Below are 21,430 nucleotides of genomic sequence, written 5' to 3'. Positions count from 1 at the left end.
TAGGGTAAGTGTCGTTTACTGTTCAAGTCAGGAGGAAACGGGTGCTGGCCTTCCTCGGCAAACGCGCCGGGTACTACCTCGCGCTGCTGCTCGTCGCGCTCTTCTTCTCGTACGGCCTGGCCTCGGCCAGCATGAATCCCCGCGCGTACTTCGAGGGCCGCCAGCCCAGGCCGCCGGCCGAGATGGTCGAGGCGCACCTGACCTCCCTCGGCGTCAACGACCGTGTGCCGTTCGTCGAGCGGTTCGGCTCGTGGGCGCTGCGGGCGGCTAGCGGCGACCTCGGCCAGACGATCGACGACACCTCGGTCAACGAGGAGTTCGGCCGCCGCATCGGCGTCAGCCTCAGGCTGCTGCTGGTCGGCACGGTCGTGGGCACCGTCGCCGGAGTGCTGGCCGGGGCGTGGGGCGCGATCAGGCAATACCGCCTGTCCGACCGCACGATCACCGTGCTGTCCTTCGTGCTGCTGTCGACCCCGGTCTTCCTCCTGGCCACCCTGCTCAAGGTCGGCACGACCTGGCTCAACACCAACGTGGTCCACCTGATCGACTTCACCGGTGAGAAGACGCCCGGCCTGCAGGGCGGGTTCCTCGCCCATCTCGGCGACCGGGCCGCCCACCTGCTGCTCCCCACGCTGTCCATCGCGCTCGGCACGATCGCCGCCTACAGCCGCTACCAGCGCGCGACCATGCTCGACGTGCTCGGCTCCGACTACCTGCGCACGGCGCTGGCCAAGGGGCTGCACCCGCGCAGGGCGATGCTCAAGCACGGCCTGCGCACCGCGCTGGTGCCGATGACCACCTTCTTCGCCTTCGGCTTCCTCGGCATCTTCACCGGGGCCGCGTTCACCGAGCGGATCTTCGGCTGGCACGGCATGGGCGACTGGTTCATGGAGTCGGTCGGCAAGCAGGACCTCAACTCGGTGGTCGCGGTCAACCTCTTCGCCGCCGTCGTCATCCTGCTGTCCGGCTTCGCGGCCGACCTGATGCTCGCGGCCCTCGACCCCAGGGTGCGCCAGGCATGAGAACCGGACTCGTCGTCATCGGCCTGCTGTTCCTGCTGGCCTTCCTCGGCCCGGTGCTCAGCCCGGCCGCGCCGTTCGCCGTCGACTACACCGCGATCAGGGCGGCGCCATCGGCCGCGCACTGGTGGGGCACCAACCGCATCGGCCAGGACGTCTTCGCCATGACCACCTACGGCCTGCGCAAGTCGCTGATCATCGGCCTGGTCGTGGCGCTGTTCTCGACCGTGCTGGCCTCGCTGGCCGGGGCGACGGCCGGATACGTCGGCGGCTGGACGGACCGGGTGCTGCGCTTCTGCATCGACCTGCTGCTGATCTTCCCGGGGTTCCTGATCATCTCGATGGTGTCGCCTCGGCTGAAGGGCGCCGGGTGGCTGGCGTTCGCGCTCATCCTCGGCGTGCTCGGCTGGATGATCAGCGCGCGGATCGTGCGCTCGATGACGTTGTCGCTGAAGGAGCGCGACTTCGTCCGGGCGGCCGAGTTCATGGGCGTCGGGAAATTTCGCATCATCTGGCGGCACATCCTGCCCAACGTCGCGTCGTTCCTCATCATCGACACGACGATCGCGGTCGGCGGCGCCGTCATGTCCGAGACCGCGCTGTCCTACTTCGGCTTCGGCGTGCAGCCGCCGGACGTCTCGCTCGGCACGCTGATCGCCGAGGGCACCGAGGCGGCGCTCAGCTACCCGTGGATGTTCTTCTTCTCCGCAGGACTGCTGATCGTCTTCGTCCTGGCGGTCAGCCTGGTCGGCGACGGCCTCCGCGACAATCTCGACCCCACCTCGGCAGCCGCCCGCCCGGTCAGAGGCAAGCTCACCGCACTGAAGGACGTCGACCCCGTCCCGGACGACGTGGTCCTGTCCGTGCGCAGCCTGACCGTCTCGTTCGGTACGGCTGTCGCCGCCCGCGACATCGGCTGGGACCTGCGCAGGGGCGAGGTGCTCGGCGTCGTCGGCGAGTCAGGGTCGGGCAAGTCGGTCACTGCGCTGGCCGCGATGGGCCTGCTGCCCGCCACCGCGACGGTCAGCGGCTCGGTACGGCTCGGCGGCGTCGAGGTGATCGGCGCCGACACGGCCACCCTGGTACGGCTGCGCGGCGCCAAGGTCGCCATGATCTTCCAGGACCCGCTGTCCGCCTTCACCCCCGTGTACCGGATCGGCGACCAGCTCGCCGAGGCGGTGCTCGCCCACCGGGACGTGACCAGGGCCGAGGCGCGGCAGCGCGCGGTCGAGCTGCTCAAGCTGGTCGGCATCCCGGAAGCCGCGAGAAGGGCCGACGCCTACCCGCACGAGTTCTCCGGCGGCATGCGGCAGCGCGCGATGATCGCGATGGCGATCGCCAACGACCCCGACGTGATCCTGGCCGACGAGCCGACCACCGCGCTCGACGTGACCGTCCAGGCACAGGTGCTGGAGCTGCTGCGTACGGCGCAGCGGGAGACGGGCGCGGCGATGGTCCTGGTCAGCCACGACCTGGGGGTCATCGCCGGGCTGGCGGACCGGGTGCTGGTGATGAAGGACGGGCGGGTGGTCGAGGAGGGCTCGGCCGAAGAGGTGTTCGCGACGCCGCGCGAGCCGTACACGAGAAGCCTGCTGGCGGCGGTGCCCAGGCTGGACGCGTCCGTGCCGGTCAGGCTGGTGCCCGACGCCGAGCCGGTGCTCGACGTGCGCGGGCTCACCAGGACGTTCCCGCTGCTGCGCGGCAACGTGTTCAAGCGCAGGGTCGGCACCGTCTACGCGGTCGACGGGGTGGACCTGACCGTGCGTCCCGGCGAGACCGTCGGGCTGGTCGGGGAGTCGGGGTCGGGGAAGACCACGACGCTCTTCGAGATCCTCGGGCGCCGCCTCTCCAAGGGCGACGTGCAGATCGTCTTCCAGGACCCGATGTCGAGCCTCGACCCGCGCATGACCGTCGGCGACATCGTCGCCGAGCCGCTGCGCACGCGTGGCCTGCCGGTGGACGGCGTTCCGGCGCTGCTGGAGCAGGTGGGGCTGGAGGCGGCGCACGCTTCACGGTTCCCGCACGAGTTCTCCGGCGGGCAGCGCCAGCGCATCGGGATCGCCCGCGCGCTGGCGGTGCGCCCCGAGCTCGTGGTGCTGGACGAGCCGGTCTCCGCGCTCGACGTCACCGTGCAGGCGGGCATCCTCGACCTGCTCGCCCGGCTGCGTGACGAGCTCGGGCTGGCCTACCTGTTCGTCTCGCACGACCTGGCCGTCGTGCGGCAGATCGCCGACCGGGTGAGCGTGATGTACCTGGGCAGGACCGTGGAGAGCGGCCCGACGGACGACGTGCTGTCCAGGCCCCTGCACCCTTACACACGGGCGCTGATCTCGGCGGTGCCGATCCCTGACCCGGCGCTGGAGCGCTCACGCGAGCGGGTTCTGCTGGCCGGGGACCCGCCGAGCCCGTTCGAGCGGCACGACGGGTGCCCGTTCAGGACCAGGTGCCCGGTCTACGCGGGGCTCGCCGACCCCGCCAGGTGCGACACCGAGCGACCCGAGAGCGTGGAGGCGCGTCCGGGCCACACGGTGGCCTGCCACTACGCCGCCGTTCCCTCGCTGAAGGCCTGATGGCCGTCCGTGAGCTGTGCGACGCGCACGGTAGCCCCGAACCTCCCGTGAGATCATTACGGGCTTCAGGCGCGCTCCTGGGGGCGCGCAGGAGCATCCTGAGAATGGCTAGACGCGGCCCTGCTCGAATTCCTGGGCGAGGTCGACGGCCTCGCCTGGGCTCTTGCGCCGCTCGGTGGAGATGACCAGGGCCACGCCGACGAGGATCACCAGGCCGCCCGCGACGATCTGGACGGTGATCGACTCGTTCAGCACCAGCGCGCCGAGCGCGACGGCGACGGCCGGGTTCACGTAGGCGTAGGTGGCGACCAGCGAGATCGGCGCGTTGCCCAGCAGCCAGGCGAACGAGGTGAACCCGATGAGCGAGCCCACGAGGATCAGGTAGACCAGCGCGATCCACGACCGGCCGGTGACGGCGGACACGTCGAGCCGCTCGCCGAGCCCGCTGCCCAGGATCGCCAGCCCCGCGCCGCCGACGAGCATCTCGACGACGCTGGTGGCGAAGGCGTTGGACGGCATCGCGATGCGCCCGGACAGGAACGAGCCGATGGCCCAGGAGAGCGAGGCCAGGAGCACCACGACGATGCCGGAGGTGCTGGCGCCCTCGCCGCCGGTCAGCGACAGGGCCGCCACACCGCCGAGGCCGACGAGCACGCCGGCCAGGGTGAGCATCTTGGGCCTGTCCCTGACGACGAACCTGAACACGACCAGCCAGAGCGGGACGGACGCCACCAGCAGGGCGGCGAGGCCGGTGGAGATCGACTGCTCGGCGACGGCCAGCATGCCGTTGCCCAGCGTGAGCAGCAGGATCCCGACGAGCGCCGCGTTTCTGAACTCGGGCCAGGTCATCTTGAGCGACCTGAACCCGCCGCGGGCCACCATGAAGGCGGCGAGCAACCCGGCGGCGACGACGAACCGGATGGCGCCCGAGAGCATGGGCGGGATGGATTCGACGGCGATCCCGATGCCGAGATACGTGGAACCCCACACGACATAGACGACCCCGAGGGCCACCCAGACGCCCAGGGTGACGCGCTTGTCAGTGGTGACTTGTCCCATAGCTCATGACAATAGCGACAAGCACCGACATTTCCTGAAACGTATCACCAGGCGAGACCCACCATCTCGGCGCAGCCCACACCGATGTAGCGGCGGGACGGTGTGCGGTCGAGTGCCATGAAGGAGGCCCCCCGGCCACGTGCGGCGGGTGGCGATCCCACGGCTCCGCCGTACCCCCAGAAGGTCCGTAACCGCCATAAGAAGTCTGGCGGTCCGCCGCCCCTGTAAAGGGGAAGGGGGACGGCGGACCTGTCCAAAGGATTAACGCGGGCCGAGCTTCTCCACGATCAACCTGTAGAGCTGCCTCGGCCTACCCGGCTGGGGCGTGCGGTTCGGCGGAAGCGGCCACGCGAGTCCCTCGTCAACCAGCGTGCGCAGCAATCGCCGTGCCGTACGCGGTGTGACGCCGAGCATCTTGCCGGCTCCCTCCGCGTCCACCACCGTGTCCCCGCCCTCCAGCTTCGCGGCCAGTCTGGCGAGAACTTCCACCCCCTTCGGCTTGAGCGGAGTCGACCCCTGAGGAGGCATCCTCGGCGCCGGAATCAGCGCCCGCCCCTCGCGGTCCACCGCGAATCCCTGTGCCTGCTTGCCCGCCTGCGTGCGGGCCAGCGCGGCTCTTGCGTGCGACTCCGCGTCGTGTGTCGTACGACCCATGCCCACGCCCACCTCCACGGCCAGCCCCAGCTCGTCGCGGATGCGCGAGGCGAAGGGCAGGACGCGGAAGCCGTCGGTGGCCGCGACGATCGAGCCCCTGGTCGCGGTGACCAGGTAGCTGTGATCGTCGATCGGCCACACGGTCGCGTTGATCCGGTTGGCCTCCTGCACCAGCAGTCGGTGCAGCGACAGCCGCAGCTCGTCGCGCCAGTAGCGGGGCGCGGCGCGGCGCACGGGTTCGCGCAGCGTCGGCACCTCCACCAGCACGACGGTGAGTTGCGACTCCTCCAGCCGGTGATGCGCGCCGAGCAACGCAGCCGTGTGCAGCGCCGTACGGACCGCAGCCGACGTCGGCCTGATCCGGATCACGGCCACACCGGCCGTCTGCAGGCGGTCGGCAACCGCCGGCAGGCAGGTCAGCGCGCCCGTGGTGGCGCCCTGGCGAGCGAGTCGCTCGTGGTAGGCGGCGATCGTGCCTGTGGCTCCAGGCTCGTCCCGGCTGTGCACATCCGTCGCCGGAATGCCCAGATCGGTGTACGCCTCCTCGACGTCGGCCCGTGAGACGACGTCGATGCTCACCCGCTGCGGGTCGAACCGCGGGTCAAGCGCCGCCTTCGCCAGCGCGGCGACCAGCGCCGCACCGCCGAGCTGGACGTACGTCGCCGGCATGGTCAACACGCCAGATCGTCTAGCCAGGTCATAGGGGACCGGGCTGGCGAAAAGGCATGCGTCCACACCGGGACCGAGCCTTGTCACCTTGTCGGCCGCCTCCTGCTCATCGCGGTAGGCGGCCGCCACGAGGCGGCAGGGCAAGGGCGCGGCTGCGTGACCCATCAGCATTACCCGCTCGACGAGATCGTGGGGTCCGACCACGCCGATGGTGAGGTCCGGTGTCATGGCGCCCGGGCGTGACACTCGGGGAGTTTCTTCGGCCCTCTCGACCAATGTTCGTCCCATCGCTTAGTGCTCTCTTTTGGAACGATCGCTCGCGAGGGCCGTAATGTCACGCCCGACTTTTCCGGAAAGCCGTTCTAGTTGGCCGTCCAGAGAGGTATTTCAGCAGCTCGGAGCATGTTTACGCGTGATTTCGGGTGCCAGAAATCTCTCGCGTAATGTCCGCGCCAAGTGCCCGCATTCGCTCGGCGAGCTGAGCATGGCCGCGGTCGATGAGGTAACCGGACTCGATGACCGTCTCGCCCTTAGCCGCCAGACCCGCGAGTACGAGCGCGATTCCGGAACGGAGGTCGTGCGCCGTGACTTCGGTGCCGGTGAGCGGCGTCGCGCCACGAACCACGGCCCTGTTGCCCTCGACGTCGACGTCCGCGCCCATCTTGTTGAGCTCGCCGGCCAGCGCGAAGCGGCCGTCGAAGATGCGCTCGTGGATGTAGCTGACGCCGTCGGCCAGGCAGGCCACCGTCATCATCGGCGACTGCAGGTCGGTGGCGAAGCCGGGGTAGGTGTCGGTGATGATGTTGATCGGCCGCAGCGGCCGGTCGCACCGCACGTGCAGGACTGCGCCCTGGCGGGCGAAGTCGACGCCCATCTGCTCCAGCTTGTAGCGCACCACGCCCAGGTCGAGCCCGGTGCCGACGAGGCTCAGCTCGCCGCCGGTGATCGCCGCGGCCATGGCGAAGACGCCGGCGTCGAGGCGGTCGGGCATGACGGTGTGCTCGACGGCGTGCAGCTCGTCGACGCCCTCGACGGTGATGAAGCCGGTGCCGCCGCCGCTGATCCTCGCGCCCATCTTGGTGAGCATGTCGATGACGTCGAGCACCTCGGGCTCGAGAGCCGCGTTCTCGATGACCGTGGTGCCCTTGGCCAGGGCGGCGGCCATGATGAGGTTCTCGGTGCCGGTGTGGGACGGCGTGTCGAGGTAGAGCGTGGCGCCGGTCAGGCCGGAGGCCTTGACGTGGATGACGGTCTCGCCCTCGTCGACGATCGCGCCCAGGCGCTTGTAGCCGAGGTAGTGGAAGTCGAGGTTGCGGCTGCCGAGATTGCAGCCGCCGACCCCTTCCACGATCGCCTCGCCGAGCCTGTGCAGCAGCGCCGGCGTGAACAGCACGGAACCGCGGAAGCGCCGCGCGATCTCGGCGGGGAGCACGGGACTGCTCAGCGTGGAGGCGTCGATGACCAGCGTGCGTTCCGCCTCGTGCAGCTCCACGTGGGCGCCGACGGACTCGGCGAGCTCGACGGCGCGCCTCACGTCCTCGATGATCGGGACGTTACGCAGGACGGTGCGGCCCTTTGAGGCGAGCAGAGCCGCGCCGATCATGGGCAGCACGGCGTTCTTCGCGCCCTGGATGAAGGCGGTTCCACGCAGTGCGTTGCCGCCGCGCACGCGGTAACGGACCATTCGTGCGGCTCCTCGCTCGATATTCGGACAGGCTGGATCGCGCCCCACAGTAGCCGCTACAGGAGCGTTACCTGGCCGATTCGCCCCGTGACTACCCGGTAAATGGCTCTCCGGTCAACCGCTCGTATGCCTCCAGGTATCGCTGCCTGGTCTTATCCACCACTTCGTCGGAAAGGTGCGGCGGCGCGTCGCCGGAGTCCTTGTCCCAGACGGTCAGCAGCCAGTCCCGGACATACTGCTTGTCGAAGGAGGGTTGGGACTTTCCGGGCTGCCAGCCGTCCGCCGGCCAGAAGCGCGAGGAGTCCGGCGTCAGGACCTCGTCGGCGAGGGTGAGGACGCCGTCGTGGTCCCAGCCGAGCTCGATCTTGGTGTCGGCCAGGATGATGCCGCGCTCGCGGGCCAGCTCGGCGCCGCGCGTGTAGACGGCGAGGGTGATCCTGCGCAGCTCCTCGGCCGTGTCCTCGCCGACCAGCTCGACGACCTGCTCGAAGGAGATCGGCTCGTCGTGCTCGCCGACCGCCGCCTTCGTGGAGGGCGTGAAGATCGGCTCGGGCAGCTGGGAACCGTCCACCAGGCCCTCGGGCAGCCGGACGCCGGAGACGGCGCCGTCGCGGCGGTAGTCGACCAGGCCGGAGCCGGTCAGGTAGCCGCGCGCCACGCACTCCACCGGGACCATGCGCAGCGGCTTGCACACCACGCTGCGCGAGTCGGGGCCCGTGCGGACGATGTGGTTGGGCACCACGTCCTTGAGCTGGTCGAACCACCACAGCGACATCTGGGTGAGGATGGCGCCCTTGTCGGGGATGCCGGGTTCGAGCACGTAGTCGAAGGCCGAGATCCGGTCGGAGGCCACCATCAGCAGGTAGCCCTCGTCGGTCTCGTAGAGGTCGCGTACCTTGCCGGAGTGCAGGTGCTTCATCGGGCGATGTCCGTCCTGTGGTGGGAGCCGCGCATCTTGACCTTGCCGACCAGCTCGTAGGCGTTCGTGCGCGCGCTCGCCTGGTCGGGGCCGGTGCCGACGACCGCGAGCACGCGGCCGCCGTTGGAGACGATCTGCCCGTCCTCCACCGCCGTGCCTGCGTGCAGGACGTAGGCGTGCTCGGTGGGCTCCAGGCCGGTGATGGCGTCGCCCTTGACCGGGTCGGCCGGGTAGTTCTCCGCCGCGACGATGACGACGACGGCCGAGCCGCTCCTGTAGGTCAGCTTCGGCGTGCCCAGCTCGCCCGTGGCGCAGGACAGCAGCAGCCCGGCCAGCGGGGTCTCCAGGCGGTCGAGCACCACCTCGGTCTCCGGGTCGCCGAAGCGGGCGTTGAACTCGATGACCTTCGGACCCTTGGCGGTCAGCGCGAGGCCGACGTAGAGCACCCCGGTGTACGGCGTGCCGCGCCTGGCGAGCTCGTTGATCGTGGGGTGCACGACCTCGTTCATCACCTGGTCGGACAGGTTGTCGCGGATCCAGGGGAGCGGGGTGTAGGCGCCCATGCCGCCGGTGTTGGGCCCGCGGTCGCCGTCCAGCGCGCGCTTGAAGTCCTGGGCCGGCTGCAGGGCGACGGCCGTCGTGCCGTCGCAGAGCGCGAACAGCGACACCTCGGGGCCGTCGAGGAACTCCTCGATGACGACGCGCTCGCAGGCCTCGGCGTGGGCGAGCGCCTCGTCGAGGTCGTCGGTGACGACGACGCCCTTGCCTGCCGCCAGCCCGTCGTCCTTGACCACGTACGGCGCGCCGAACTCGGTGAGCGCGGCGCGGGCCTCGTCCTGGGTGGTGCACGTGTAGGCGCGGGCGGTCGGGACGCCGGCGGCGCTCATGATCTCCTTGGCGAAGGCCTTGGAGCCCTCGATCATCGCCGCCTGCTGCGAGGGCCCGAACGCGGGGATCCCCACGTCCCGCACCGCATCGGCGACGCCCGCCACCAGCGGCGCTTCCGGGCCGACGACGACCAGGTCGGCGTGGAGCCGCTGGGCGAGCCCGGCCACGTCCGCCGGGTTCGTCGCGTCGACCGGGTGAACGGTCGCGACCGCCGCGATGCCCGCGTTGCCGGGGGCGCAGTGGAGTTCGGAAACCTGGGGGTCGAGGCTGAGGGAGCGACACAGGGCATGCTCACGGCCGCCGGAGCCAATCACAAGAACGCGCACGCGCCACATTCTCGCAGCCCGCGCCCTCATGCTCTCCCCCAGACCCTTCCAGAGGTACGGCGAAGCCAGGAGACAGCTCCTCACCGCCCTGCGCCGACGACCTCCTTCCCTCTCGCCGCACCACCGGAGCCTTTCGAGGGCAACCCCGGGCCTTCCGCAGGTCCCTTCCCCGTGGACCCACCCGCGGGGTCTCTCTCGCGGGTGGGTCTTCAAAGAGCGCTCAGCAACCTCGGGACGGTCAGTCTTCTGGGGAAGGCACGTTCGGCCCTCGTTAAGGGTCTTCAAAGGAGCCCAGCCATCCCAGGGCGGTCAGCTCTCCGGGTGCGGTGGAAGTGCGGGAATCTGGCGGATTCTTTGTGCAGTTCTACGTGAGGAAGACACGGTCAGGCGAGTATCGTCAGGTTGGTTGAGCCGCCTGTGGTAAGTTGGGTCGGCTTTGCGGCGTCTTTAGCGATTGGAGGTGGTCCGGGATGAAACCTGGTGATCCGGCCAGTACGCGCTCATACGCGTACTCCGTGCATACCCCCGACCACTCCAATCCGGCAGCCTGATCGTGCCTCCACGCATATTTCTTGATTGAGGTGACCTTTAGTCGCGCGTGGGAAGTGCCATGTCGGGCGGAAAGGGACTGCCATGCGCTCGTCCACTCTCTTCCGTCGTACCAACCGCCACCCCGTACAGCCGCACGTCTCGCGCCAGCTGAGCCGTCCCGTGCGTGAGGCCTGCATCCCGCCGGTCGACTCCATCGTCGAGTTCGGCGCCTACATCAACGGCAAGAAGATCTGCGCCGACGGCATCGTCGACTGCCTCGAGCTGGTGCGCAAGCACAACGCCGACACCGACGGCGCCAAGGCGTTCGTCTGGGTCGGTCTGCACGAGCCTGCCGCGCCCGAGGTCGAGTGGCTGGCCGAGGTGTTCGGGCTGCACCCCCTGTCCGTGGAGGACGCGGTCAAGGCGCACCAGCGCCCCAAGGTGGAACGTTACGGCGACTCGCTGTTCATGGTGCTGAAGACCGTGGCCTACCTCGACCACGACGAGCTCACGGCGACCAGCGAGATCATCGCGACCGGCGAGATCATGGTGTTCCTCGGCGGCGACTTCGTGGTGACCGTACGGCACGGAGAGCACTGCCCGCTCACCGAGGTACGCGAGAAGCTCGAGGACAAGCCCAAGCTGATGAACCGCGGCCCGGCCGGGGTCCTGCACGCCATCTCCGACCACGTCGTCGACCGCTACCTGCAGGTGGCCGACCTCATGCAGCTGGAGCTGGAAGAGGTCGAGGCCACCGTCTTCGCCGACGTCACCTCCCGCGACATCAACCGCATCTACCAGCTCAAGCGGGAGATGCTGGAGATGAAGCGCGCAATAATGCCGCTCCAGGCGCCGATGGCCGCGCTGTCGCAGCGCCGCGTCATCCCCAACGAGATGCGCGAGTACTTCCGTGACGTCAGCGACCACCTCGCCCGCGTCTGCGAGCAGGTCGAGTCCTCCAACGAGCTCGCCAACTCCACCCTGCAGGCCGCGCTCGCCCGCTCCAACACGCTCGCCAACGAGGACATGCGCAAGATCTCCTCGTGGGTGGCGATCCTCACCGTGCCCACGATGATCGCCGGGATCTACGGCATGAACTTCGACACCATCCCGGTGGCCGGCCAGGTCTGGGGCTTCCCTGCGGCGGTGGGCGTGATGATCACGGCCTGCGTGCTGCTGCATCGCGGCTTCCGCCGCAACGGCTGGCTCTAGAGCGGCGTCAGTATCGCCTGCGCGTCCGCGCCGGAGAACCACAACCCGATCACGAAAGCGGCCGTGGCCTCCAGCAGCCACGCCCGGTCCACCCCTCCGGCGTCGACGGGCTCGCAGCCGATGTCCCTGACCAGGGCGCGCACGGCTGCGAGCGCCTCCTCGTCGTCCCCGCACAGGGGTACGGCCAGCGGCCTGCCGTCGAACACCGGCGGCGTCATCCGCCAGACGTCCACGTGGGCCAGGTTGAACGCCTTCACCACCCGCGCCCCGACCGCCGCCAGCTCCTCGGCCGCGCGCCCCAGCGGCACGAGCTCGGGGCCGAGCGGGTTGGTGCAGTCGATGACCACCTTGCGGCGCAGCCCGTCCGGCACGACGCCGTACGGCAGAGCCAGCAGGAGCACCTCGCCGAACTCGATCGCCTCGGCCAGGCTCACCGGCCCCGACCTGCCGCCCTTCACCACCTCGTGCCCGGCCCGCTCCCACTGCGTGCCGAGCGCGTCCGCCATGTTGCCCGTGCCCAAGATGCCGATGCGCATCCGTCCTCCTCAGTCGGTGTGTCAACGACGTTAGAGAAGTGGACAGGTACCATTTGGTGCGTGTTCGTGGCCGACTGTCAGTCCCGGTTGGGGTTCGACCTGCTTTCCAACACCTGGAACGCGGTCGTCATCTGGACGCTGCGCCATGGCCCCCTCCGCCACGCCGAGCTGCGCAGGCGGATCGGCGGCATCAGCCAGAAGGTGCTCACCGAGACGCTGCGCAGGCTGGAGGACAACGGCCTGGTCGCGCACCTGCCGGGGCGGGCGGGGTACGAGCTGACCGAGCTGGGGCGCAGCCTGCTCGGCCCGATCGAGGCGATCGGTCAGTGGACGGCCGAGCACGCCGACGAGGTGCTCGACGCGCAGGAGCTCAGACTCCGACGGGACGCAGCGGGCTGACCGGCGAAGGCAGCTCCAGGCCGCGCTCCAGCCACAGCTCGCGCATGCGGTCGGGGTAGTCGGTGACGATGCCGGAGACGCCCAGGTCGAGCAGGCGGGCGGCGAGTTCCGGTTCGTTGACCGTCCACACCGCGACGTCCAGGCCGGCGCCGTCGCACTGGGCCATGAAGCCGGCGTCGACCATCACGTGCTCGGGCGAGATCGTGTCCGCTCCCGCCGCCTTGGCGGCCGCGGGGATGTCGTCGCCCAGGCAGCCGTGCCAGTGCAGCGTGTCCTCCTCGATCAGCGCGAACCGCCTGGTGGCCGGGGCGAGCTCGGCCGCGGCGGTGACGATGCGCCAGTCGAAGCTGAGGATGGCGGAGCCGTCCAGCCTGCCGTGCCTGTCGAGCTCGTCGATCACCAGCTCGGTGAAGACCTGCGGGTCGGGGGTCAGCCCTGGCCTGGTGGGGTCGGACTTCAGCTCGACGTGCAGGCGCACGTCGTCGGCCGCGTAGGCGTTGACCAGGCCGAGGACGGCGCCGAGGGTGGGCATGCGGGTCTCGGGCATGGCGACCTGGGTGAGCGCGAACGGGTCGTCGAGGTGGCGCGGGAAGCGCACGCCGACGTCGAGGGTACGCAACTGGGCCAGGCTGAGCTCGTTGATGGGCCTGCCCACGTAGGGGTAGAGCTCGTCGTCGTGGCTGAGCGGCTTGGTGTCGGCGCTGGTGACCGCGGAGACGGTGAGATCGTGGGTGAGCACGAGCCTGCGGTCGGCGGTGAGGGCGACGTCGAACTCGAGCGCGTGCACGCCCAGCTCCATGGCCTTGCTCAGCCCCGGCAGAGTGTTCTCAGGCCACAGGCCCCTGGCGCCACGATGCCCATGAATCTCAGCTACCACGCCGGGGAGCCTACCTCTCATCCTGGGGCGTGCCTCGGTGCCACGCCGTGCAGCATTGTGCGCCCTTTGTCCCAATCCTACGAATAGCGACGATAGCGCGGCGAGCGTATGGGCACCCCGACGTAGCAAGACGGCCACCCACGTCGGTGGATGGCCGCCCCGGCTACGCCGTACCCCTAAAGGAGCCGCCGTGTTTCTAAAGGGAGCTCCCTACGGCGAGGACCCCCGCAAGGGAGATCAGACCAGCGAGCGTACGGAGATCGTCTGCGTGCGACCCGGCCCCACCCCGATAGCGGAGATGGGCGCCTCAGACATCTCCTCAAGCGCCTTGATATACGCCTGAGCGTTCTTGGGCAGCTCCTCGAACGACGTGGCCCCCGTGATGTCCTCCTGCCACCCGGGGAACTCCTCGTAGATCGGCGTAGCGTGGTGGAAGTCCGTCTGCGTCATCGGGATCTCGTCGTGCCGCACCCCGTCCACGTCGTACGCCACGCACACCGGGATCCGCTCCAACCCCGACAGCACATCCAGCTTCGTCAGGAAGAAGTCCGTGACGCCGTTGATCCGCGTCGCGTACCGCGCGATCACCGCGTCGAACCACCCGCAGCGCCGGTTGCGCCCGGTGGTCACGCCGTACTCGCCGCCCGTGGTCCGCAGCCAGTCGCCCATCTCGTCGGTCAGCTCCGTCGGGAACGGCCCCGACCCGACGCGCGTCGTGTACGCCTTGAGGATGCCGATCACCCGCGTCAGCCGGTTCGGCGGGATCCCCGCGCCCGCGCACGCCCCGCCCGAGGTGGGCGAGGACGACGTCACGAACGGGTAGGTGCCGTGGTCGATGTCCAGCAGCGTGCCCTGCCCGCCTTCGAGCAGCACGAACTTGTCCTCGTCGAGCGCCCGCTTGAGCACCAGCGACGTGTCCGCGATGTGTGGCTTGAGGCGCTCCGCGTAGCCGAGGTATTCCTCGACGACCTTCTCCGCGTCGATCCCGCGCCGGTTGTAGACCTTGGTGAGGATCTGGTTCTTCTCGCCCAGCACGACCTCGATCTTCTGCGCGAGGATGCCCGGGTCGAGCAGGTCCTGCACCCGGATGCCCATCCGGTAGATCTTGTCGCCGTAGGCGGGCCCGATGCCGCGCCCGGTCGTGCCGATCTTGGCCTTGCCCAGGTACCGCTCGGTCACCTTGTCCAGTGCCTTGTGGTGGGGCATGATCAGGTGCGCGTTCGCCGAGATCAGCAGCTTCTCGGCGGAGATGCCGCGCTCGGCCAGCGCGTCCAGCTCCCCGAGCAGCACGCCCGGGTCGATCACCACGCCATTGCCGATCACCGGCACCACATCCGGCGACAGGATGCCGGTGGGCACCAGGTGCAGGGCATATTTCTGGTCGCCGATGACGATCGTGTGCCCCGCGTTGTTACCGCCCTGGTAGCGCACCACGTACTCGACGGCGCCGCCGAGCAGGTCGGTGGCCTTCCCCTTGCCTTCATCGCCCCACTGGGCGCCCAAGACAACGACTGCCGGCATGGTTATCTCTCCCGCGCAAAAACGAAAACCCCTGGCGCAAGTGCGACAGGGGCTCTTGCGTAGAGAGACTACCGGACGTCAGTTCCCGGACAAAGTGTCATAGGCCGTGACGCTGCTGTCCTTGAGGAACTGCATGCACCTTTCTGCCTCGTCCTTTTCGCCGATCGCCTGTGCGGCCTTGGCCAGCGAGTAGAGGCAGCGCAGGAATCCGCGGTTGGGCTCGTGCTCCCAGGGGATCGGCCCGTGGCCCTTCCAGCCGGCGCGGCGCAGCTGGTCGAGCCCGCGGTGGTAGCCCGTCCTGGCGAACGCGTACGACGTGACCGCGTGGCCCTTCGCGAAGTATTCCTCAGCGAGAGTCGCCCACGCCGCCGGGTGGGCGGGGAAGCGGGCGGCGACGTCGGCGGCCTTGACCCCCGATTCGAGGGCCTCTCTGGCCTCGGGCAGGTCCGGCAGGTGAGTCGGGGGCGGCCCGGCGAGAAGGTTATCCATACGACAAGTCATACCCGCCGGGCCGTGAATGTGGCTATGAGATCTTTGTCCCAGCGGACTTGAGGTTTTCACAGGCGTGCTTGACCCGGTCCGCCATGCCGGTCTCGGCCGACTTGCCGTACGAGCGCGGGTCGTAGACCTTCTTGTTGCCGACGTCGCCGTCGACCTTGAGCACGCCGTCGTAGTTGCGGAACATGTGGTCGGCGATCGGCCTGGTGAAGGCGTACTGCGTGTCGGTGTCGATGTTCATCTTCACCACGCCGTAGGAGATCGCCTCGTGGATCTCCTCCAGCGCCGAGCCCGAGCCGCCGTGGAAGACGAGGTTGAACGGCTTGTCCACGCCGTACTTGGCGCCGACGGCGTCCTGGATCTCCTTGAGCACGCTGGGGCGCAGCTTGACGTGGCCAGGCTTGTAGACGCCGTGCACGTTGCCGAAGGTGGCGGCGAGCATGTAGCCCTCCAGGCCCACGGCCTCGGCGGTGGCCAGCGCGTCCTCGGGCGTGGTGTAGAGCTTCTCGTTGATCTCGCCGACAACGCCGTCCTCCTCGCCGCCGACGACGCCGATCTCCATCTCCATGACGATGTTGGCGCGCTTGCACTTCTCGAGAAGTTCCTGCGCGATGGCGAGGTTCTCCTCAAGGGGTACGGCGGAGCCGTCCCACATGTGCGACTGGAAGATGGGGTCGCCGCCCCTGGCCAGCGACAGCTCGATGAGCGGCCGCATGAAGCCGTCGAGCTTGTCCTTGGGACAGTGGTCGGTGTGCAGCGCAATGGTGACCGGGTAGTTCTTGGCGACCTCGCGCGCATAGGCGGCGAGCGCCACGGAACCGGTCACCATGTCCTTGATCGTGGTGCCGGACAGGAAGTCGGCGCCGCCGGTGGAGACCTGGACGATGCCGTCGCTCTCGGCCTCGGCGAAACCGCGAAGCGCGGCGTTCAACGTCTGCGACGAGGTCACGTTGATCGCCGGGTAGGCGAATCCGCCAGCTTTGGCCCGGTTGAGCATCTCGGCGTAGGCCTCTGGGGTGGCGATAGGCATGATTCATCTCCCTGAGAAAGAACGGCTTGCGCGCATGCCAGTATCTCGGGTCGCTACCCCCCGTGGTAGTGATAACGCCCGGTAAGCTCACTCTGTGGACTGGCTGTGGAACATCCTCGACCCGACGTGGTGGCTCACCATTCTCGGGGCCTTCGCGACGGTCGGTGTTTTGGCGATCATCTTCGCCGAGACGGGCCTGTTGCTCGGCTTCTTCCTGCCGGGGGACTCACTCCTGGTGGCAGCGGGGATTTTCAGCTCGGCCTCGGTCGCCGCAGGAATGAATGCGTCGGCAGGCACGAGTATCGAGCCATTGTCCTTCCCCGCCCTGCTGATCGGCGCGCCGCTGTGCGCGATCGCGGGCGCGCAGCTCGGCCATTTCCTCGGAAAGCGATTCGGCCGCAGGCTCTTCGACAAGCCCGATTCCAAGCTCTTCAAGCGGGAACACGTCGACCGCGCCGAGGAGTTCTTCAACAAGTTCGGCCCCGCCCGCGCCGTGGTCCTCGCGCGTTTCGTCCCGATCGTGCGCACGTTCATGAACCCCGTCGCCGGCGTGCTCGAAATGAGCTCCAAGCGCTTCTTCATCTGGAACGTCATCGGCGGCGTCGTCTGGGTCGAGGGCCTGATCCTGCTGGGCCACTGGCTGGGCAGCAAGGTCGACCCCACGAAGATCGACAAGTACATCCTGCCCGGCGTCTTCCTCATCGTGGCCATCTCGCTGATCCCCATCGTCTTCGAGGCGATCAAGAGCAGGCGGGCGCGCAAGGCGGGCCTCGAGCCGCCCGCGCCCACGGGCAAGCACCACCGCGTGGACCGGTAAGGGGAACGCCCGGTTACCAGCGGGTACGCTCCGGCATGTGGGACGCCACAGATCTGATCCGAAGAGCATCGCCCGCCTGGCGCTGATCGGGCTGGCCGTTGTCGCGCTGCTGGTCGTGGGCGCGATCGCCCTTCTCAACCGGGCGGAGACGCCCCCGCCGGAGAAGCCGGTGGCGAGCCCGAGCTCCTCGCAGATGCCCATGCCCACGGTGAAGGTCGTCTGCGAGGCCGACGTCTGCCCGCACGTGGTGCTCCGCGTGCCCGGCGGCCAGGTGCTCTACAACGGTGACATGGCGCTCGGCGACGAGATCAGATATTTCGAGCCGGAGATCGACGTCGTCATCGAGGACGCCGGCACCGTCCAGGTGACGGAGAACGGCACGGCGCGCCCGCCCGGCAAACCGGGCGAGCGCGCGGACTTCACCGTCAGAGCCCCAGGTCGCCAAGGGTGAAGGCGGTGCGGTACTCGAGGCCTTCCGCCGCCATCTTCGCCGCCGCGCCCCTGTCGACGACCGTCGCCACGGCGACGACCTCGGCGCCCGCCTCGCGCACCGCCTCCACCGCCGTCAGCGGGGAGCCGCCGGTCGTGGAGGTGTCCTCGACCACCAGGACCCGCCTGCCCTTGATCTCCGGGCCCTCGATCCTGCGCTGCATGCCGTGCGCCTTCTGCGCCTTGCGCACCACGAACGCGTCGAGCTCCCGGCCACGCGCGGCGGCGGCGTGCAGCATGGCCAGCGCCACCGGGTCGGCGCCGAGCGTGAGCCCGCCGACCGCGTCGTAGTCGAGATCGGCGGTCAGGTCGAGCATCACGCGGCCGATCAGCGGGGCAGCGGTCCCGTCGAGGGTGATCCTGCGCAGGTCGAGGTAGAAATCGGCCTCCAGGCCAGAGGAAAGCACCACCTTGCCGTGCACCACGGCCTTGTTGTGGATCTCGGACAGCAGGCTCTCACGATCGCTCATGCTCCAAGCCTAGTGAGGAGCCCGAGGGCGTCGTCGTACCTGCCCGGCAGGCGTAGCACGGTGACCCTGGGCTGCCTGCCGTACCCGATCCTGGAGCCGCGCAGGCGCGCCACGCGCGGCGTCAGGTCGCAGCAGGCGCGCGTGAGCGCGCCCACCCGCACCGGCCCGAGTAGCGCGAGCGTCTGACCCTCGGTGAAGGTCTCGCGCACGCACTGGGCCAGGCTCAGGACGGTCGCCAGCCGCTCGGACAGCTCGGCCAGCCGGTGGTACGGCTCCGCGACCACCAGGCGGTGCACGGCGGGACCGGTCTCGCGGTAGAGCTCGCCCAGCCGCGTGCGCAGGTACGCGGCCGTCATGAGACCGGTCAGCGGGTCCTCGCAGCGCAGCTCGGTGATCGGCGCGAAGCTCGCCTCCGTCCAGCCGGCCGCGAACGAGCGCAGCGCGGCGAACGGCGGGTCGCCCTTGCCCAGCTCCCTGAAGAGCGCCGCGAGGTCGTTCATCCCTTCCGCTATCCCGACGCCGGCGCGTGCCCGCGCCCCGCCGAGTGCCGAACACGCGCGGGTGAGGTCGTGGCCCCTGTTCACGGCACCACCCGCGTGTATTGCCCGGATCGCCTGGTCCACCGCCGGCGTCCACCAGTCCTCTGGCATGGCCCACCCAGCGGCCAGGCTCCTGGTGCGCCAGCGGGCGCTCAGTGATCCGGGAGTCTCCTCATCCATCCGTCCTCCTTAAGAGCCCGTCGGCGCGAGGGTTTTCGCCCGGGCTCTTTCCGGTTTCAAAGGCAAAGACGTGACTTCGGTTTAGTCATGACGCGGAATGCGGAATGATTCGCCAGGGCAACCCCGCGTAATCGTGAGGTCACTATGAGTGTAGAATCGCCGCAAAGTGATGCGGAGCTACTTGAATCGGTCAGAAGCGGCAATGCGGCTGCTTACGGCGAGCTCTACGAACGTCACATCGCCGCCGCACGCGCCCTGGCCAGGGGACTCGTCAGAGGCGAGGCCGAGGTCGAGGACGTCGTCGCCGAGGCGTTCACGAAGATCCTCGACCTGGTCGGCAGGGGAGGTGGTCCGGAAGCCGGATTCCGCCCCTACCTCCTGACGGTCGTGCGCCGCACGGTCTACGACCGCACCAGGGTCGAGAGCCGCAACGTGACGACCGGCGAGATCGAGGCGTTCGACCCCGGCGTGCCCTTCGTCGACCCGGCGCTGACCGGGCTGGAGAAGTCGCTCATCGCCAAGGCGTTCCTCTCGCTGCCCGACCGGTGGCGCGCGGTGCTCTGGCACACCGAGGTCGAGAACGCCAAACCCGCCGACGTCGCGCCCATGCTCGGGCTGTCGGCCAACGGCGTCGCCGCGCTCGCCTACCGGGCGCGCGAGGGCCTGCGCCAGGCATACCTGCAGATGCACCTGGCCAACACGCCCCAGCAGGCGTGCCGCCCCGTGCTGGGCAAGATGGGCGCCTACGTCAGAGGCGGGCTCGCCAGGCGCGACAGCCGCGTCGTCGACGAGCACATGAGCGACTGCGTCGAGTGCAAGTCGGTCTTCATGGAGCTGACCGACGTCAACGCCGGGCTGCGCGTCATCGTCGGCCCGCTGTACGCAGGCCCGGTCTTCGCCGCCTACGCGGCCGCCATGGCCAAGGCGGGAGCGGCGGCAGGCGGCGGTTCCGGCCTCCTGCACGCGCTCGGCTGGATCCGCCGCGCCCCCAAGCAGCAGCAAGCGGCCGTGGCAGGAGGTACGGCTGTCGCCGTGGCGGCCGCCGCCGTCCTCATGCTGGTGTCCGGCGAGGAGCCGATCAAGAAGAAGGAACCCGCCGCGGCCCTGCCGTCGGCCTCGGCGCAACCGCCGCCCAGCGACCCGGTCAAGCAGGAGGTGCCCGAGCCGACCCCCACCCCGGTCAAACCCACGCCCAAGCCGGTGAAGAAGCCGCCGGGCATCGCGCACCTGACCGCGACCATCGACCCGCTCGGCTCGCTGGTGCGCGCCAAACCGGGCATCGTCGCGCTCCGGCTGCGCAACTCGGGCAAGGGGGCGACCAAGGAGCTGCACGCCGCCGTCGAGCTGCCGCCGGGCGTGACCGTGGTGCCCGGAGGGGCACGCGGCCACGGGTTCGGCGCGATCGTCGACCCGGTCGGCACGGTCGACGGCTGGTCGTGCCGCCCCACCGGGCACGGCGCCAACTGCGCCAGGCGCGCGCTGGCCGCCGGGCGGGCGACGGCGGTGTTCCTGCGCGTGTACGTCGCGCCGCACGCCCCCGAGGGCGGCGGTCCCACCGTACGGATCGACGCGGGCGGGGTGAAGCTGAGGGCGCGGGCCCAGGCAGGGGTGAGCTCGGCCGGCGCGCCCGCCAGGTTCGCCACCGACGGCAAGGTGACGGTCAGGGCGGTCGGCAACGCGCTGCTGTCCTGCCCGCAGGAGCGGGACGGCTGCGCCGAAACGAGGAAGCGCGGCGGGCACAGGCGCGACAACGACCTGTGGCCGATGCAGCCGCTCGACCTCGACGACGACGACACCACCAAGGCCTCGAGCGCCGCCAGGCTGGAGGCGCCCCAGGGCGGGCAGGTCGTGTGGGCGGGGCTCTACTGGTCGGCCGGGATCAAAGCGGCCGGGCCGATCAAGCTGAAACCGCCGGGCCGCAAACGCTACCTCGCCATCAAACCGGACGAGGTGACCGTGCGCGAGCTGCCGTCAGGGCCTGCCTACCAGGCGTTCGCCGACGTCACCGGGCTGGTGAGCGACGCGCGTGGCAGGGGCACGTGGTGGGCGGCTGACGCGCCCATGCTGGCCGGGGTGTCGCAGCACGCGGGTTGGAGCCTGGTGGTGATCGTCACCGACCCGGCTCAGCCGTACAGCCAAGCTGTCGTCCTCGATTCGGCTACGGTGGTCGGGGGAGCGGCCGGCACGGTGGAGATGCCGCTCGGCGGGATCTTCCCGACCGCCAGCGCGGCGAGGCTGGAGCTGGTGACCTGGGAGGGCGACGCCGACCTCACCGGCGACAAGGTCTCCCTGGGTTCAGGGGCGCTGACTCCCGACGGCGGTGACCGCAATCGGGGCAACGTCTTCGACAGCTCGTCCAACGGGGCGTCGCGGCTGACGTTCGGTGTGGACGTGGACACGTTAAGGACGATTCTGGGCGCGAAACCCGTGCTCAGACTGGTGACGAAACGCGACGTCGTGCTGTTCGGCGCCGCCGCGGTGAGCGTTCCAGCACGGTCGTGACCGCGAACAGGACAAACTGGTACGGTCTGCGTGAATGCTCT

The 21,430-nt window shown here is 69.4% G+C and carries 19 protein-coding genes and 1 pseudogene; 8 read left to right on the top strand and 12 right to left on the bottom strand.

The genetic code is table 11. The annotated features are described in order from the left end of the window. The first annotated feature begins 41 nt into the window (after window positions 1–41). The 3 genes and pseudogenes from ACIBG8_RS28565 (at window position 42) to ACIBG8_RS28555 (ending at window position 3,589) form a co-directional block, all read left to right on the top strand. Window positions 42–1,022 (top strand): ABC transporter permease, encoded by a 981-nt coding sequence (locus ACIBG8_RS28565; protein ID WP_397346019.1) that lies wholly within the window; start codon window positions 42–44, stop codon window positions 1,020–1,022. Next, window positions 1,019–1,786 (top strand): annotated as a pseudogene (locus tag ACIBG8_RS28560) (ABC transporter permease); the annotation flags it as partial. The gene ACIBG8_RS28565 and the pseudogene ACIBG8_RS28560, both read left to right, overlap by 4 nt. 54 nt (window positions 1,787–1,840) lie before the next feature. After that, window positions 1,841–3,589: a dipeptide ABC transporter ATP-binding protein gene (locus tag ACIBG8_RS28555; protein WP_397346203.1), complete on the top strand. Its 1,749-nt coding sequence runs from the start codon at window positions 1,841–1,843 to the stop codon at window positions 3,587–3,589. A 108-nt stretch (window positions 3,590–3,697) separates the two neighbouring features. Here the strand turns inward: ACIBG8_RS28555 and ACIBG8_RS28550 are convergent, their stop codons facing one another. The 5 genes from ACIBG8_RS28550 to purD form a co-directional block, all read right to left on the bottom strand. Then, window positions 3,698–4,648: an EamA family transporter gene (locus ACIBG8_RS28550; protein ID WP_397346018.1), complete on the bottom strand. Its 951-nt coding sequence runs from the start codon at window positions 4,646–4,648 to the stop codon at window positions 3,698–3,700. 261 nt (window positions 4,649–4,909) lie between these two features. After that, window positions 4,910–6,199 carry a transcriptional regulator gene (locus ACIBG8_RS28545; protein WP_397346017.1) on the bottom strand — a complete coding sequence of 430 codons (1,290 nt, stop codon included), beginning with the start codon at window positions 6,197–6,199 and terminating at the stop codon, window positions 4,910–4,912. A gap of 178 nt (window positions 6,200–6,377) precedes the next feature. After that, complete coding sequence (gene murA / locus ACIBG8_RS28540) at window positions 6,378–7,655, bottom strand: UDP-N-acetylglucosamine 1-carboxyvinyltransferase (protein ID WP_397346016.1); 1,278 nt, start codon at window positions 7,653–7,655, stop codon at window positions 6,378–6,380. A 91-nt stretch (window positions 7,656–7,746) separates the two neighbouring features. Continuing rightward, the gene (locus ACIBG8_RS28535; RefSeq protein WP_397346015.1) at window positions 7,747–8,574 is read right to left on the bottom strand and encodes a phosphoribosylaminoimidazolesuccinocarboxamide synthase; all 828 of its coding nucleotides are present in this window, start codon (window positions 8,572–8,574) and stop codon (window positions 7,747–7,749) included. Continuing rightward, on the bottom strand, window positions 8,571–9,788 hold the full coding sequence (gene purD / locus ACIBG8_RS28530; protein ID WP_397346014.1) for a phosphoribosylamine--glycine ligase: 1,218 nt from the start codon (window positions 9,786–9,788) through the stop codon (window positions 8,571–8,573). Before purD ends, ACIBG8_RS28535 begins: the two co-directional genes overlap by 4 nt. Window positions 9,789–10,421: 633 nt before the next feature. Here purD and ACIBG8_RS28525 point away from each other — a divergent pair. Next, window positions 10,422–11,531, top strand: coding sequence for a magnesium and cobalt transport protein CorA (locus ACIBG8_RS28525; RefSeq protein ID WP_397346013.1), 1,110 nt, complete (start codon window positions 10,422–10,424; stop codon window positions 11,529–11,531). Here the strand turns inward: ACIBG8_RS28525 and ACIBG8_RS28520 are convergent. Continuing rightward, complete coding sequence (locus ACIBG8_RS28520) at window positions 11,528–12,067, bottom strand: NADPH-dependent F420 reductase (protein ID WP_397346012.1); 540 nt, start codon at window positions 12,065–12,067, stop codon at window positions 11,528–11,530. The two genes, ACIBG8_RS28525 and ACIBG8_RS28520, sit on opposite strands and share 4 nt — an antisense overlap. A gap of 60 nt (window positions 12,068–12,127) precedes the next feature. On the opposite strand from ACIBG8_RS28520, the gene ACIBG8_RS28515 reads away from it, so the two are divergent. Beyond that, window positions 12,128–12,466, top strand: coding sequence for a winged helix-turn-helix transcriptional regulator (locus ACIBG8_RS28515; protein WP_397346011.1), 339 nt, complete (start codon window positions 12,128–12,130; stop codon window positions 12,464–12,466). On the opposite strand, the gene ACIBG8_RS28510 is transcribed toward ACIBG8_RS28515, so the two are convergent. The 4 genes from ACIBG8_RS28510 to fbaA all read right to left on the bottom strand — a co-directional run bounded on the left by ACIBG8_RS28510 (window position 12,438) and on the right by fbaA (window position 16,392). Continuing rightward, entirely contained in the window at window positions 12,438–13,343 is a 906-nt protein-coding gene (locus tag ACIBG8_RS28510) for a glycerophosphodiester phosphodiesterase family protein (RefSeq protein ID WP_397346010.1), read from the bottom strand. The genes ACIBG8_RS28515 and ACIBG8_RS28510 overlap by 29 nt on opposite strands. Window positions 13,344–13,580: 237 nt before the next feature. Then, complete coding sequence (locus ACIBG8_RS28505; RefSeq protein WP_397346009.1) at window positions 13,581–14,864, bottom strand: adenylosuccinate synthase; 1,284 nt, start codon at window positions 14,862–14,864, stop codon at window positions 13,581–13,583. Between the two features lie 78 nt (window positions 14,865–14,942). After that, window positions 14,943–15,353 (bottom strand): DUF3151 domain-containing protein, encoded by a 411-nt coding sequence (locus ACIBG8_RS28500; RefSeq protein WP_397346008.1) that lies wholly within the window; start codon window positions 15,351–15,353, stop codon window positions 14,943–14,945. Window positions 15,354–15,387: 34 nt separating this feature from the next. Beyond that, window positions 15,388–16,392 carry a class II fructose-bisphosphate aldolase gene (gene fbaA / locus ACIBG8_RS28495; protein WP_397346007.1) on the bottom strand — a complete coding sequence of 335 codons (1,005 nt, stop codon included), beginning with the start codon at window positions 16,390–16,392 and terminating at the stop codon, window positions 15,388–15,390. A gap of 94 nt (window positions 16,393–16,486) precedes the next feature. On the opposite strand from fbaA, the gene ACIBG8_RS28490 reads away from it, so the two are divergent. Together ACIBG8_RS28490 and ACIBG8_RS28485 are read left to right on the top strand one after the other, a co-directional pair. After that, window positions 16,487–17,209, top strand: coding sequence for a DedA family protein (locus ACIBG8_RS28490; RefSeq protein ID WP_397346006.1), 723 nt, complete (start codon window positions 16,487–16,489; stop codon window positions 17,207–17,209). A gap of 37 nt (window positions 17,210–17,246) precedes the next feature. Next, a complete protein-coding gene (locus ACIBG8_RS28485) occupies window positions 17,247–17,660 on the top strand; it encodes a hypothetical protein (protein WP_397346005.1) in 414 nt (137 codons plus the stop codon). Here ACIBG8_RS28485 and pyrE read toward each other — a convergent pair. Both pyrE and ACIBG8_RS28475 read right to left on the bottom strand, forming a co-directional pair. After that, on the bottom strand, window positions 17,635–18,168 hold the full coding sequence (gene pyrE, locus ACIBG8_RS28480; protein WP_397346004.1) for an orotate phosphoribosyltransferase: 534 nt from the start codon (window positions 18,166–18,168) through the stop codon (window positions 17,635–17,637). The two genes, ACIBG8_RS28485 and pyrE, sit on opposite strands and share 26 nt — an antisense overlap. Continuing rightward, window positions 18,165–18,887 (bottom strand): hypothetical protein, encoded by a 723-nt coding sequence (locus ACIBG8_RS28475; protein WP_397346003.1) that lies wholly within the window; start codon window positions 18,885–18,887, stop codon window positions 18,165–18,167. Before ACIBG8_RS28475 ends, pyrE begins: the two co-directional genes overlap by 4 nt. 144 nt (window positions 18,888–19,031) lie before the next feature. On the opposite strand from ACIBG8_RS28475, the gene ACIBG8_RS28470 reads away from it, so the two are divergent. Next, complete coding sequence (locus tag ACIBG8_RS28470) at window positions 19,032–21,389, top strand: sigma-70 family RNA polymerase sigma factor (protein ID WP_397346002.1); 2,358 nt, start codon at window positions 19,032–19,034, stop codon at window positions 21,387–21,389. Window positions 21,390–21,430: the final 41 nt, after the last annotated feature.

This window comes from Nonomuraea sp. NPDC050556 (genome assembly GCF_044457355.1).
In the GTDB taxonomy this organism is placed as follows: domain Bacteria; phylum Actinomycetota; class Actinomycetes; order Streptosporangiales; family Streptosporangiaceae; genus Nonomuraea.
The sequence above is the reverse complement of the archived record's forward strand: the minus strand, read 5'-3'. Positions and strand labels throughout refer to the sequence as shown.

Bases quoted from the DNA above. Each gene is read 5' to 3' on its own strand.
- ACIBG8_RS28550 (WP_397346018.1), bottom strand. From the start codon at position 4,648: ATGGGACAAGTCACCACTGACAAGCGCGTCACCCTGGGCGTCTGGGTG.
- ACIBG8_RS28545 (WP_397346017.1), bottom strand. From the start codon at position 6,199: ATGACACCGGACCTCACCATCGGCGTGGTCGGACCCCACGATCTCGTC.
- murA (WP_397346016.1), bottom strand. From the start codon at position 7,655: ATGGTCCGTTACCGCGTGCGCGGCGGCAACGCACTGCGTGGAACCGCC.
- ACIBG8_RS28535 (WP_397346015.1), bottom strand. From the start codon at position 8,574: ATGAAGCACCTGCACTCCGGCAAGGTACGCGACCTCTACGAGACCGAC.
- ACIBG8_RS28525 (WP_397346013.1), top strand. From the start codon at position 10,422: ATGCGCTCGTCCACTCTCTTCCGTCGTACCAACCGCCACCCCGTACAG.
- ACIBG8_RS28520 (WP_397346012.1), bottom strand. From the start codon at position 12,067: ATGCGCATCGGCATCTTGGGCACGGGCAACATGGCGGACGCGCTCGGC.
- ACIBG8_RS28505 (WP_397346009.1), bottom strand. From the start codon at position 14,864: ATGCCGGCAGTCGTTGTCTTGGGCGCCCAGTGGGGCGATGAAGGCAAG.
- ACIBG8_RS28500 (WP_397346008.1), bottom strand. From the start codon at position 15,353: ATGGATAACCTTCTCGCCGGGCCGCCCCCGACTCACCTGCCGGACCTG.
- fbaA (WP_397346007.1), bottom strand. From the start codon at position 16,392: ATGCCTATCGCCACCCCAGAGGCCTACGCCGAGATGCTCAACCGGGCC.
- pyrE (WP_397346004.1), bottom strand. From the start codon at position 18,168: ATGAGCGATCGTGAGAGCCTGCTGTCCGAGATCCACAACAAGGCCGTG.
- ACIBG8_RS28475 (WP_397346003.1), bottom strand. From the start codon at position 18,887: ATGGATGAGGAGACTCCCGGATCACTGAGCGCCCGCTGGCGCACCAGG.
- ACIBG8_RS28470 (WP_397346002.1), top strand. From the start codon at position 19,032: ATGAGTGTAGAATCGCCGCAAAGTGATGCGGAGCTACTTGAATCGGTC.